This window comes from Phormidesmis sp. 146-33 (assembly GCF_052939515.1).
Genome location: NZ_JBJPHU010000008.1, coordinates 77,215 through 90,188, shown reverse-complemented (window position 1 = coordinate 90,188; position 12,974 = coordinate 77,215). Strand labels below are relative to the sequence as shown.

Below are 12,974 nucleotides of genomic sequence, written 5' to 3'. Positions count from 1 at the left end.
TCTGTTGTTAGAAACATGCCGTAAAAGTTAAGCATTAATCTTAAGATTTTCTTAATTTCTTGAAAGATTCACCACTCATTGGATAGCTGAGAAGTTATGGCATCTGAAGCGCAAGTTAAACAATATTTCGCCTACTGGTTTCAGCTAGGAAAGCCAGTTATTCACAATGGGGAAGCACTTCACCCCAGCCCAGTGATTGCAGGCGATCGCTACAGTTCAGAGTTTGAAACCTGTTGGCAACGCATTCAAGCCCCAGACGCACGAGACAGCCACCTTGAGGGAACTGACCAAACGATCGCCGATCTCCTATCTCCGGCCTGGGAAATCACGGACTGTTCTCGGTGTGCAATGCCCGTGCCGCTCCGAACGATAGGAATGCCTTCTGAGATCTGTCCCTGTGCTGATTTGCCTACCTGGCCTGATAGTGAACTGCCCCAACCGCGATCGCCCGTCAGCAGTCAAGCCTTACTCTCTCAGATCCGCGATCGGCTCAAGGACTCTAGACCACAGTGACCTAATGCGATGGGCACTTTCTTTAGGGTGAATTTGATATAAATTCTTCGGTGCAATTTTCCCTTCGAGAACGCTCCCTAAATCTCCCCTCAATAGAGAACTTTGAGCCAAAATCTCGCCTTGAAGTCCTCAGAATTAGACGGCTGGGAGACAGAAGCCATCTACAGCGAAGTCAAAAACCTTCATTAAGATTAATAACTCATTGGTTCTAGCCACATTGCTGAAACTCCACCACGTTTTGCTTGATGGAGATGTCACAGCCGTCATAAAAGTCGTGACCTAGCAATCGCACTGGACCGATCGCCACGCGCACATTTCGCACGACACGTCCCCCGACTTGGATTGATTTGATCTGTCCAATAGCCACTTCTGTCGGGCCCGCTGGAGTCATCGCCCTCGCGGTTCCCAGAATAGTCGCTCTCAGTTCTTCTGCCATGTCAGGTGTGATCATCGTGCCCGAAGCGCCCGTATCCACCATCATTTCAAACTGACGAGTGCCATTGAACATCACATCAATTACCGGAATGCGGCTCTGACGATACTTAATTCTGGCGCGATGGGTGCCGCCGGGGGCAGCCGGGGCAATATTTTCAGCGATCGCCGTATCCACACTGATTCCAGACTCCATTGTTGGGGTGCGGTCTTGACTAATCTGGGTCGATCGACTTTGAGCAATATCCAGATTTCGCTGGTATTCACCTAATTTTTGGTTGACAGACTTTTTGTTGGGATCAGACTTGGGGACTTGTTTGAGAAGCGCGATCGCCTGCTTCCAGCGGCTTGCAACCAGATTCCAGTCTTCCGCAGTCTGCACCGATTGACTCATACTTTTGGCACTCTGAGCTTTGTCTAACGCGAGAGAATAAGCGTTACTTTGAACATTATTCTGGGCATCAGGTCGGGCAGCCTGCGGTTTGGCTGGCTTTTGAGTTTGCGAGGCTGGAGACGATTTGGCTTCGGGGGCCGCAGAAACCGCCTCATTTTTGCGTTGAGACTGACTGCACGCCAAATTACTGAACGCCAAAACACCAGACAAACTAAGCAGCACAGCGCTACGGGAAAGATTCAACATGGGTTAGAAACTGTAGAAGGGGAATCAGAAGGCAACGATCAAAGGCAATGATCAGCAGATTAATGTCAGTATTCCCTGACTAAAAGGCGTGTGTTCCTTCATTCACCAAAATAACTTGAGATTCTGTGGTTCTGTGATCTTTGTTAAACCCTGACAGAGCCGCGCAAGCCCAAAAAGTCGTGTGATAATGGCGAAGATCAATTTTTGCACTGACGCTATGTCTTCTTCCGTTGCTCAACCCGCTCTCTTAGTGCTGGCAGACGGTACGGTTTATCAAGGGTTTTCGTTTGGCGCGATCGGCACCACGATCGGCGAGGTGGTCTTTAACACAGGCATGACTGGATATCAAGAAGTCCTGACAGATCCCAGCTACCGGGGTCAGATCGTTACATTTACTTACCCCGAACTGGGAAATACAGGGGTCAATGCTGAAGATGAAGAATCCAGTGCCCCCCACGTCCGAGGCGCGATCGCTCGCAATGTCTGCGATCGTCCCAGCAATTGGCGATCAACTCAATCTTTGTCTGACTACTTAAAACAGCACAACGTCATTGGCATCTACGGCATCGACACCCGCGCTCTGACCCGTAAGATTCGCTCTACGGGGGCGATGAATGGAGCTATCTCAACCGACGTGCTCGACCCAGCCGAACTCCTCGAACAGGTACAAGACGCGCCCAGTATGGAAGGGTTAAATCTCGTACGAGAAGTAACGACCGCTGAAGTCTACGAATGGTCTGAGATTACGCCTGCGGACTGGGAATTTAGCCCAACGGCCCAGCCGATCGCAGAAGCGTTGACCGTGGTGGCGATCGACTTTGGCATCAAGCGCAATATTCTCAAACGACTAGCCAGCTACGGATGCCGTGTGATTGTTGTCCCGGCTGACACCTCTGCCGCAGACATTCTCAAGCACAAGCCCGACGGCATCTTTCTCTCCAACGGCCCAGGTGATCCCGCCGCTAACTTAGAAGGAATCGAAACCACAAAAGCCTTACTCGCTGCCGACAAGCCCGTGTTTGGTATCTGCATGGGGCACCAGATTCTCGGACTATCGCTAGGAGCTGAAACCTTTAAGCTCAAGTTTGGTCATCGTGGCTTAAACCAACCTGCCGGACTACGCGATCGCATCGAGATCACCAGCCAAAATCATGGGTTTGCGCTCTCCGCTGACTCGCTGCCTGATGCCAGTGTCGAAGTGACGCACTTGAATTTGAACGATCGCACCGTCGCCGGACTGCGCCACAAGACGCTTCCGATGTTCTCCGTCCAGTACCATCCCGAAGCCAGCCCCGGCCCTCACGATGCCGATTATCTATTTGAAAAGTTTGTCACAACGATGAAAGAGCATAAGCAGGGATGAGAGATGAGGGAGGAAGGATGAATTTGCGGGGAGCTATTACTGATGTTGTTCAGGAATGAGGGCGGATATATCCAAATTTGTGAGTAGAAAAAACGTCGAAGTCCGTGCGACGTACAAATTTCCCCTTTCATCCCTCCTCCTTCCTCGCGGAGCGGATTGCCCCCAAAGGGGAACAGATCATCGAAGTTCTCCCTCATTCCTAAAAGTGTGGCAAACTCCCTACGATAGGTGTATACTGAAGCCTCGAATTCATGGAGTAAAGGAGCTAGGAGGGTTCTATTCCTGAGCAACTGAACCTAACTGTTAGCTTGAGAGGCACTCGCGAAGTTAGGGATAATTATCAATTATTTCGCCTCACAGGTCTGCTAGATGCCTTTTCTGAGCCGACCTTCCGTAAGGTTCTCTCAAAATGCATTGAGGAAGGGCCAAAGCACGTTGTTTTGGATTTGTCTAAGATCGATTTTGTAGACAGTTCTGGGTTAGGCTCATTGGTGCAAATCGCCAAAAAAGCTCAATCTGCCGAGGGGACGTTACAAATCGTTACTAACCCTCGTGTCACTCAAACAGTGAAGCTCGTTCGGTTAGAGAAGTTTTTGGCGCTGCAAACCTCCGTGGAAGTGGCGCTCGAAAATATCAAATCAGCGTGAGTAGAGACTATCCGGTGTGTTCGCTATCCAGAAATCGACCTCTGGGTAGCTCTTTTCTTGTTTCAAGAGATGGCTCTGAGAACTCGCTATAATGAATTGTCAGACTGGAGTTGCTAAAGTGAGAATTGACGTGTGACCTTAGATGAGCAAGGGCATTCAGGTGTTCTAGATGCAGGTTTGGCGAGTCCATTACTTGAGACTCTCGCGTCGGATTCTGTAACACTTGCTCAAGTCCAGCGGCTTTCTCCTTCAGCGCTGGCTTACTTGGGAGATGCGGTCTACGAGCTACAGATTCGCTGCCGCTATTTGTTGCCACCTAAGCGATTAGACGCTTATCATCAGCAGGTGGTTGCACAGGTCAGAGCAGAGAGTCAGGCCAACAGCTTACGATCGCTCCAGCCTCATCTTACTGACTTAGAGCTAGACATTCTCAAGCGAGGTCGCAATGCCGCTTACAATCGCCCCAAACGAGTCGATCCCGAAATTTATCAGCAAGCGACTAGCTTAGAAACTCTAATTGGCTACCTTTACCTCACTGATCCAACCCGTTTACTAGAGTTATTCAGTTATCTAGAACTGAGTCCTCCGCAGAACTAACAGTCCAGCGCTCATAGGTCGCAAGATGTGCCAGGTTCTGGAGCGTCTCAGCTTGTCGGCAATGGCTAGACCGACCAACCAAATTTTTTCAGGAAACAAACCCAATGGTTATCAAGAAGCGTAATTACGATGCTCCCGATCGGTCGAGCCAAAATTCTAGCGACAGGCCTAAAGTCAAAGGCAAGCGGATCATTGCTGGAAAGCGCCGTGTCCTTGATACTCCCAGCGATTCTCAAGAGCGCCCAGCCAAGAAGTTTCAGCGCAAAGGCAGCTTTCAGCCTAGACGAGATGGAGATTCTGAAAGCGGGTCTGGATATCGGGACAAAATGGCTCCCCGACGCGATTCAGATGGCTCTGGATATCGGGGGGACAGACCTGCGCCTCGACGGGATTCTGAGGGCGGCAGTTCACATTATCGCGACAGAACCGCCCCACGGCGTGATGCAGAGAACGGGTCTGGATACCGCACGCCCAAAAGAGAGTCTGAAGCAGGCCCTAAATTTCGAGACAGGTTTGCGTCCAGACAAGATTCAGAAAACAGCTCTGGGTATGGCGATCGTGCTCCCAAGCGAAATTCTGAAAGTGGGTCTGGATATCGAGACAAACCTGCGCCTCGACGCGATTCAGAAAATGGGTCTGGATACCGCGATCGCGCTCCCCGCAAAGAGTCTGAAGCAGGCCCCAAATTCCGTGACAAATTCGCACCTCGACGCGATTCAGAAAATGGGTCTGGATACCGCGATCGCGCTCCCCGTAGAGAGTCTGAAGGTGGATATCAGGGGTCTGGATACGGCGATCGTGCCCCCCGCAAAGATTCCAACGGCAACGGCGCACCCTATCGCGACAAAGAAAAGAGAGTTTTAGAACCCGTCAGCCATCCGTCATTTAACAGCCAGCCCAGTGAGTCAGACGCGCCTCGCAGCGAAGAAGAAAGCGATTTGATCTATGGAAAGCATTCAGTTTTGGCAGCGTTGGAGGGAGATCGATCGCTCAACCGCATCTGGATTTTGTCTCACCTGAGATATGACCATCGGTTTCATGGGCTGCTGGCTCAGGCTAAAGCCAACGGCGCAATTATTGACGAAGTTGAGGTTGCCCGTCTCAATCAAATTACCCAATTTGGCAATCATCAAGGCGTTGCTGCTCAAGTGGCTCCCTACGAATACGTGGATTTGGGCGAATTGATTGAGCAGGCAAAAGCTAAAACTGATCATCCTGTCATTGTCGTTGCTGACAGCATCACCGATCCCCACAATCTCGGCGCAATTATTCGTACCGCAGAAGCTCTAGGGGCGCAAGGGGTTGTGATTCCGCAGCGTCGAGCCGTAGGGGTTACCTCCACAGTGATGAAAGTTGCTGCTGGTGCACTAGAAAAACTACCCGTTGCTAGAGTGGTTAATCTGACTCGCGCTCTGGAAGAACTCAAAGAAGCAGGCTTCTGGATCTATGGGACGGCTGCTGAAATGAGTCAGTCGATCCATACGGTTGAGTTTGCGAAGGCAACTGTGCTGGTGATTGGCTCAGAAGGAGATGGGTTGAGTTTGACGACGCAAAAAAGCTGTGATGTTCTGGTTTCGATTCCGCTCCAGGGAAGTACGCCCAGCCTCAATGCCTCCGTCGCCGCTGGAATGGCACTCTATGAAATCTATCGTCAACGCTGGTCACATACCATACATTTAGGCTCTGCGAAGAAGTCTATGTGATTGAAAAACAATCTGTGACCCAGTATAAAGAAGTGTGAAACACTGTTTCTGCCGATAGGACACCCCGTATCACTTTGGTAAGCAACTTTATGAACGAGTTATTGACAAATCTTCTAGACTCTTTAGGACTCGCCTGGTGGGTTGAGATAACGACTGACAGCCCTCGCTGCGTCTACTATTTTGGCCCTTTTCCAAACTCAAAGATTGCCAAAGAGAGTCAAGCGGGTTACGTCGAAGACTTAGACCAAGAAGGCGCACAAAACATCATTGTCAAAGTCAAGCGCTGTAAGCCCAAAAACCTGACAATCTACGACGAGGTTGCTGACCAGTCGAGTAAACGACTTTCGGGGGTTTTGAGCAGCCAGTTTTAGGAGGGATGAAGATTTCTTGCCCTTCAGCTTATAGATTGGGTGATATCGGGATGGTTGGTTAGCCAGCGATCGAGATCGCCCAAAATCTGTTGAGGAATCTCCCAGGGCAGCAAGTGAGCCGTGTTGGGGTAACAGTACCACTCACAGTTAGAGAGCGATCGCACCATTTCCAGGCTCGAAGCTGCGGTGATGTGGCGATCTTTTTCTCCTGCCATCACCAAGCAAGGACATTGGATCTTCTCAAGCTCTGGCAAACGGTTGTAGCCCTGTCTTAATGCCACGCTCAAGGCTCTGGTAGCCGCTCCCGAAGTTCGGAGGTAGGCATACATGGCTTCGTTGGCTAAATATTCGTATGTCGCAGGCGTTTGTTGCTGAACGAGATGGCGAAAGAGCGATCGCTTGCCAAAGGTTTCGATATTCCATTTCCATCCGGGCTGTAACCGATTCAAAATTGCAGCAATTCCAGTAAACACGTTGTCCTGTAAGCTGATTGGCGGATGATCTCCCCAGGGACGGGCTGATGTTGCGACCAAAATCAATCCACTCACGCGATCGGGAAATTTCAGAGCAAGCTCGATCGCCAAAATTCCCCCCAGTGACCAGCCCAAGACGAGGCAGCGAGAAATGTTGTAGCGATCCAAAACTTCTTCTAAATCCGTTAAGTGATCGATCATCAAAAAGTCTTGCTGCGTTTGACTGTCGCCATAGCCGCGCAGATCGGGCGCGATCGTCTGAAACCGCTTTGACAAATGTTGCGTAAACACCGACAGGCTGCGTCCCGTTCCCGGATGTCCATGCAGACAAAGAATTGGAAAGCCCTCACCTTCGACTAAAACATTTAGTTTCATGCAGCCTCACCCTGAAGAATCAATAGTTCTGGGTCGATCACTTTTCAGTCAGATTTTGATGGATTGCTGCTCTAAATCCCCTCGTCTGCGGCAAGTCCATCGTTTATTATGAATAGCACAAGCTCTCAAAGTTGGGCTTGAATCAAGCGACCCCTTGTGGGTAGCTCAAAGCGATCGACCCTCTAGGAAGAAGGATGAACCTGAGCAATGGCAGAAGCAACTAACCATAACGAAGCCGGGGAAACGGCACCCAGCACCGTTGAGAAGCAAGCCCCCGATGTTGCAGAAGACAACGCGCCTAGCACAGACTCCCCCGAAACGACCGCAATTCCCACGGCAAACGCGCCTGACCCGACTGCGGTGAGCAGCACAGACAACCCCAATGCGGCCGCTCCCAAAACAGGTGAAGGGGCAGACGAAAAGCCTGCTAGAGCCAAAAAGCCTGCGGACGGTGAAGCGGGTGAGAAACCTGCGGCCAAGGCCAAAAAAGAGAAAGCTCCCGCTCTGGAAGACAAGCCGTTTAATGACTTCATCCAGCAGGATTATCTGCCTGCCCTTAAGAAAGGCTTGGCGAGTCAAGGCCTTCAAGAAGTCGATCTGGCGTTTGAGAAGAAAGGGATTCCGATCGCAGGCTACACCCAGGATCAGTGCTGGCAAATCGTGGGCAAATGGCAATCCGCTAAACAACCTCGCCAATTTAATATCTACTTCTTCGACGAAACTATCAACGGTCTGAAGGGCTTTTCCTGCGCCGAGAGTAATGGCAAACCCAGCACTCTAGAATCCTTTTTGATCGACGAACGCAGAGTCAGCCTTGACTTACTCGTATTTGGTGCCGTCCAACGCCTAAATGGTCAGAAATGGTTGGTTAGAAATTAGCCTTCAAACTGGTTTCAATCGGGAGTTCGTTATTTAGATGCGGACTCCTTTTTTTGTCTTTGAAGTTAACCGCTACATTTCCTTAAAGTCATAGATGACAACACCCGTTTCTGGATCATTGCCAATTTCTACATAGCCCGTTCTCAGCATTTCTTGCAGCATCTCTTCAACCTGGAAGAAACTCAAACCTGTCGCAATCACACCCTGCGTCACCGAGAGCTTTCCGCCTTTGGCTTCTGCGGCTTTTAAGAGGTCAACGATCGCCTGATTGCGATACGCCAAATCCGACGGCTCAACCACTCGCTGAATGGCAGGCTGATAAAGCGACGCGCTGAAACTTGAAACATTTTGCGGGTCAAGCAACCTTGCATTATGGTTATCGACCATCTTGGGGATCAGCACCAGATCGAGCAACTGCCCCACGCCAAACAATCCACCGCTAAACAGCCACAACAATCCCGTCCAGGTTTTGCCGTTGTACAAACGATGCAGCCCCGCCAGTCCGACCAGTCCGCCCAACCAAAGAACATAAGCGGTGCCAACTTTGTTCATAGGTCTCCCATTGCGCTCCAGATGCTCACGTTCTCATCATAGAAACTTTGCTCTCAAAGTGGCAGACTACAGCGAGATTAAAGTGATGAATGATTTGGAACAACAGCTTTTAACATTGCAGATTCTTAAGGAATTGGGGCGATCGCCCCATCAAATTTGACCAACTGTTGCAACTCTTAACGAAAAGCCGCTTTGCCCTCACCGTCTACCTTGGTAAACTAAGGACTACACAACCAAATCGCGCTTCAGCAATCATGCTAGTGCAATTGGTTCTTAAAATTAGCACTGAGAGATGCGGCCTTCGCGCTCAAGCTGTAGACAGAGAAATAGACAGAGAAGTTAGACAAAAGAGCGGTCATCACACATGGTAGATTCCCTTAAAAAACCTGGTTTTGAAGAACTCCGTCCTGGAATCAAAACTCCTGCAAAAGAAACCATTCTCTCGCCTAAGTTCTACACCACGGACTTTGAGGCGATGGCAGCAATGGACATCTCGCCCAACGAAGACGAACTGAAAGCAATTCTCGAAGAATTTCGGGCTGACTACAACCGCCACCACTTCGTCCGCGATGCCGAATTTGAACAATCCTGGGATCACATGGATTGGGAAGTTCGCAAGCAGTTTATCGAATTTTTGGAGCGGTCTTGCACCTCTGAGTTTTCTGGCTTCTTGCTCTACAAAGAACTCAGCCGCAAGCTCAAGAACAAAAGTCCCCTTTTGGCAGAATGTTTTGCGCTGATGGCCCGCGATGAAGCGCGTCACGCTGGCTTTCTCAATAAAGCAATGGCAGACTTCAATCTGTCACTCGATTTGGGGTTCCTCACTCAGAGCCGCAAATACACCTTCTTTAAGCCAGAATTTATTTTCTACGCAACCTATCTGTCTGAAAAGATTGGTTACTGGCGCTACATCACCATCTATCGCCACCTGGAAGCAAACCCCGACAAGCGCATCTATCCGATTTTCCGCTTCTTTGAAAACTGGTGTCAGGATGAGAACCGTCACGGCGACTTTTTTGACGCTTTGATGAAAGCTCAACCTCAGTCGCTCAACACCTGGAAGGCAAAACTTTGGTGCCGTTTCTTCTTGCTGGCGGTCTTTGGGACGATGTACATCCGAGACACTCAGGAGCCAGGATTCTATGAGGTACTGGGGCTAGACGCTCGTGAGTACGAGACTTACGTGATCCAAAAAACCAATGAAACTGCGGGGCGGGTCTTCCCAGTCATGCTGGATGTCGATCGCCCCGAATTTTACGAGCGGCTCGATATTTGTGTCGGAAACAACCGCAAGTTGGCAAAGATCAATGCTTCCAACACATTCAAGCCACTGCAATTTCTGCAAAAGCTTCCGCTTTACGCCTCGAATGCATGGCAACTGGCGCGGCTCTATTTGATGAAGCCGATCGCTGCCGCTCCCGCGCAGGGTGTCGTCCGCTAATTGTTTTGATTGCCCCTTGGTATAATCTGGCTCTGTCTCTAGACGGAGCCTTTTTTGTGAAATTAGAGTTTGTGAGATTAGAAGGCGTTCATGAATCCAAAAACAATCTGCCTTCTTCAAGGGCTAACCCTTCTCCTGATGTATCAGCCTTCTCTAGCTTGGGCTGACGAGTCCATCTCATATTCGGCTAAAGACTTGGTGAAAAGTGAGGAGAGGGGAGAGAGCAGAGAGGAGTCCTTCACCCAAAACTCAGACGCTAAGCCTGAAAACCCACTTGACTTAGATCCAACCTTAATCCACAAAAGCCCAGTTCTGCGACGATGGGTAAATGAAATTCCTGACGTTGCTTCTGAGATTAAAAACGATCCCAGCTTCCGCACTCGAATTCGACTAGGGTACTCAAACTTTTCTTCAGATCACAGATCTGGATTCAACGCTGGCATTGAGGAATTTCGAGTCGATCGCACTCGCCTTACTCTCAGCGCAGATTATCAAAGGACTTTTGAGGGCGATCGTCAATCCTGGGGCGCTGACCTGCGTTACTACGTGCGTCCTCTAGGAAGCGGTGTCAATGTCGCGCCTGTCGTAGGCTATCGCCACTTAAAAAATAATAGCTCTTCAACAAATGGTCTCAATCTTGGCTTGCGCCTACTCTTTGTGCTCTCACGCGGCGGCGGTTCTGATATCTCACTGACTCAGACGTGGGTTGCTCCAGGAAGTGATAAAGAGACTGGAATCTCAACCCTCTCGTTTGGTTACGCGCTAACTCGTCAGCTTCGGCTCTCAACCGACCTGCAAAGGCAAAATACAAATCGGGGGAGGGACGATCGTGTCGGGATTGGACTCGAATGGATGCTCTAGGGCGGGGTGGAAAGGGGCACTCGTCGCCACCCCAGATTTACTAAACGGTGGACATGACTCCCTCAACAAACTCACCGTCTGTCGAAGCTTCTTCACTCTCTTCATCGCGAGCAATAATATCGAGATCAATGTCCAGCACCGTCATCTGCAAACCCGCCTTGGGAACATTGCCATTGCTCGAAATAAAAGGATTGGGGTCAATGCTACCCGTGCAAATGATTAGAGAGCCTTTTTTGAGAAACGGCAGCTTGCGCCACCCATAAGACTTTTCCCAAATGCTTAGAGAAACGGTAAACGAACCCTCACGATCGCGTGGTTTTTGCACATACAACGTTGCGGTTGCGACCTGAGCTTCTTCACCACTCTTGAGTTGAACGGTCTTGATTTGAGCATCGGCTGCCAAATTCCCACTCACAACCCACTTATTCAAACCTCTACTAGACATAAACGCAACCTGCGAATTTTACTAGCCTAGAGTTCCCACCCTCGTTAGGCGACCAACAGAGAATTTTTGACTGCCAGCAGGAGAGATTCGTCTTACTGTTTTAACCGCCAGCCAAAATTACCTTTCGCTCCATTCACACATACATCAATCGCCCAATCTCAATTTGAATCTCTGAAAAAGCTAGAGGCGCGATCGTTCCCGATGTGAGCGTAAGCTGCGATCGATACTCCCCATCCATTGGATCGCGAAATACAACTAGCTCCATTTTTTGCAGATTAACCACCCAATACTCAAGAATAGTCGCAGATGCATAAACCTTGCTCTTAACCTCTAAATCCTTTTTAAGAGAAGAATCTGAGTATTCAATCAACCAAAAAATATCTTCTGGGTAAGGGTGATGCTCCAGATACACTTCATTGAGAGGCCGCACGATCGCAATGTCAGGCTCAGGCTCCGAATGATTAGGTAGCGTTACCGGATGCCCCTCACGAACTTGCGCCCGATCGCCTAGCAGCCGTCTGAGTTGATTAGCAAATCGATCCAGAAAGAAAACATGCGGCTTACCCTCTGGTGCCATTTCAACAATTTCTCCGTTTAGTAATTCGACAGGCTGATCGTCAAAAATTCCGGCTTCTACGGCCAGGTGATAGCGATCAGTTGTCCATCTATAGATTGCGACGGCCTGGCTCATTTTTTTACAACGCCTCGTTGCCTCTTATGGTACAACGCTTACCATGACAGCTAGTGCCTTTCCCTGTAGACAAAATCAATGGACGATCGCTCATGGAAATTAACCATCGTCGCTGCATTAGCTGCCGCAAGACTGCCCCAAAATCAGAATTTTGGCGCATCGTGAGAACTCATCCAGACCACACGATCGCCCTCGACCAGGGAATGGGACGCTCTGCCTACCTCTGCCCCACCCCAGATTGCCTCAAAGCTGCCCAAAAAAAAGAACGCCTGAGCCGAGTTCTCAAAACCCCCGTCCCCGAACTCATCTTTCAGACATTAAAAGAACGTCTCCCTCATCACACCATTCAATCTCCTTGAGACCCACACAACCCCTGACAAAACTGCGATATGATGGACAGAGAAGCTTAAGGGATGTGCTGCCGACTCCAGCGTCTACTTGTGAGACAAACCCCTGGAAGGCAAAGAAAACTAGAAAATGTGCACACGATGCTAGTCAAGTGGATTTGCTAAAGTAAAGTGGACTTGACTATCCTCCCCAAACTTGATTGAATTATTGCACCCATCACCATCTACTGATTCCCTGTAGGAGATTGCCAAGCTTGATTGACTCTGAGGTAAAACGTCTTCTCCCTAACTAACATCCCTCCAGCTTAAGGCTGTCCGTTACAGTCCTCCAGCCCAGTTGCGGCAGTGACGTTTAGAGTCCGATCGGACAATCGTGCAAACAGTGTGAGACAGTGACAAGTGCTCAAAAATCCCCCACAAGCTTAAGAAAATCAGCCGTTTGCTCTGCTGAAACCCTTAGATTTGTGCAAAATGATGTTAAAGCTGTTTACAGTGTAGAGCAGTCTAGTTTACAAAGACTGTTTAATCAAGCAAACCGCCCCTGAAGACTTTTCGTTCTTAGAACAGCCTGTCCTCAGAATCGAGAACCTTCTCAGGAGCGCAATTAGTCAACCCAGAACGAATGTAGTTTTAGTCAAAACAGA

General features: G+C 49.5%; 15 protein-coding genes. 10 read left to right on the top strand and 5 right to left on the bottom strand.

The genetic code is table 11. The features are described from left to right. Positions 1–96: 96 nt before the first annotated feature. A complete protein-coding gene (locus ACJ2PR_RS05620; RefSeq protein WP_446876279.1) occupies positions 97–513 on the top strand; it encodes a hypothetical protein in 417 nt (138 codons plus the stop codon). 208 nt (positions 514–721) lie between these two features. On the opposite strand, the gene ACJ2PR_RS05615 is transcribed toward ACJ2PR_RS05620, so the two are convergent. Next, positions 722–1,585 (bottom strand): retropepsin-like aspartic protease family protein, encoded by an 864-nt coding sequence (locus ACJ2PR_RS05615; protein WP_446876278.1) that lies wholly within the window; start codon positions 1,583–1,585, stop codon positions 722–724. A gap of 217 nt (positions 1,586–1,802) precedes the next feature. On the opposite strand from ACJ2PR_RS05615, the gene carA reads away from it, so the two are divergent. From carA to ACJ2PR_RS05590, 5 genes are all read left to right on the top strand, one after another. Continuing rightward, on the top strand, positions 1,803–2,948 hold the full coding sequence (gene carA, locus ACJ2PR_RS05610; RefSeq protein WP_446861388.1) for a glutamine-hydrolyzing carbamoyl-phosphate synthase small subunit: 1,146 nt from the start codon (positions 1,803–1,805) through the stop codon (positions 2,946–2,948). A gap of 308 nt (positions 2,949–3,256) precedes the next feature. Continuing rightward, on the top strand, positions 3,257–3,595 hold the full coding sequence (locus ACJ2PR_RS05605) for an STAS domain-containing protein (protein ID WP_446861389.1): 339 nt from the start codon (positions 3,257–3,259) through the stop codon (positions 3,593–3,595). 132 nt (positions 3,596–3,727) lie between these two features. Beyond that, entirely contained in the window at positions 3,728–4,192 is a 465-nt protein-coding gene (locus tag ACJ2PR_RS05600) for a Mini-ribonuclease 3 (protein ID WP_446861390.1), read from the top strand. 104 nt (positions 4,193–4,296) lie between these two features. Further along, positions 4,297–5,895: a 23S rRNA (guanosine(2251)-2'-O)-methyltransferase RlmB gene (gene rlmB / locus ACJ2PR_RS05595; RefSeq protein ID WP_446876277.1), complete on the top strand. Its 1,599-nt coding sequence runs from the start codon at positions 4,297–4,299 to the stop codon at positions 5,893–5,895. Between the two features lie 89 nt (positions 5,896–5,984). Further along, the gene (locus ACJ2PR_RS05590) at positions 5,985–6,266 is read left to right on the top strand and encodes a DUF1816 domain-containing protein (RefSeq protein WP_446876276.1); all 282 of its coding nucleotides are present in this window, start codon (positions 5,985–5,987) and stop codon (positions 6,264–6,266) included. Between the two features lie 23 nt (positions 6,267–6,289). On the opposite strand, the gene ACJ2PR_RS05585 is transcribed toward ACJ2PR_RS05590, so the two are convergent. Then, on the bottom strand, positions 6,290–7,114 hold the full coding sequence (locus ACJ2PR_RS05585; RefSeq protein ID WP_446876274.1) for an alpha/beta fold hydrolase: 825 nt from the start codon (positions 7,112–7,114) through the stop codon (positions 6,290–6,292). A 207-nt stretch (positions 7,115–7,321) separates the two neighbouring features. Between ACJ2PR_RS05585 and ACJ2PR_RS05580 the strand changes: the two genes are divergently transcribed. Beyond that, positions 7,322–7,993: a DUF2996 domain-containing protein gene (locus ACJ2PR_RS05580; RefSeq protein ID WP_446876273.1), complete on the top strand. Its 672-nt coding sequence runs from the start codon at positions 7,322–7,324 to the stop codon at positions 7,991–7,993. Positions 7,994–8,065: 72 nt separating this feature from the next. Here the strand turns inward: ACJ2PR_RS05580 and ACJ2PR_RS05575 are convergent, their stop codons facing one another. After that, entirely contained in the window at positions 8,066–8,545 is a 480-nt protein-coding gene (locus tag ACJ2PR_RS05575) for an NINE protein (protein WP_446861395.1), read from the bottom strand. Positions 8,546–8,909: 364 nt separating this feature from the next. Between ACJ2PR_RS05575 and acsF the strand changes: the two genes are divergently transcribed. After that, positions 8,910–9,986: a magnesium-protoporphyrin IX monomethyl ester (oxidative) cyclase gene (gene acsF, locus ACJ2PR_RS05570; RefSeq protein WP_446876272.1), complete on the top strand. Its 1,077-nt coding sequence runs from the start codon at positions 8,910–8,912 to the stop codon at positions 9,984–9,986. A gap of 90 nt (positions 9,987–10,076) precedes the next feature. Then, the gene (locus ACJ2PR_RS05565; protein WP_446876271.1) at positions 10,077–10,847 is read left to right on the top strand and encodes a hypothetical protein; all 771 of its coding nucleotides are present in this window, start codon (positions 10,077–10,079) and stop codon (positions 10,845–10,847) included. A 40-nt stretch (positions 10,848–10,887) separates the two neighbouring features. On the opposite strand, the gene ACJ2PR_RS05560 is transcribed toward ACJ2PR_RS05565, so the two are convergent. Together ACJ2PR_RS05560 and ACJ2PR_RS05555 are read right to left on the bottom strand one after the other, a co-directional pair. After that, a complete protein-coding gene (locus ACJ2PR_RS05560) occupies positions 10,888–11,292 on the bottom strand; it encodes a single-stranded DNA-binding protein (protein ID WP_446876270.1) in 405 nt (134 codons plus the stop codon). Positions 11,293–11,425: 133 nt separating this feature from the next. Then, a complete protein-coding gene (locus tag ACJ2PR_RS05555) occupies positions 11,426–11,983 on the bottom strand; it encodes a Uma2 family endonuclease (RefSeq protein ID WP_446876269.1) in 558 nt (185 codons plus the stop codon). A gap of 53 nt (positions 11,984–12,036) precedes the next feature. On the opposite strand from ACJ2PR_RS05555, the gene ACJ2PR_RS05550 reads away from it, so the two are divergent. After that, complete coding sequence (locus ACJ2PR_RS05550) at positions 12,037–12,342, top strand: YlxR family protein (protein ID WP_446876268.1); 306 nt, start codon at positions 12,037–12,039, stop codon at positions 12,340–12,342. The last annotated feature ends 632 nt before the right edge of the window (positions 12,343–12,974 follow it).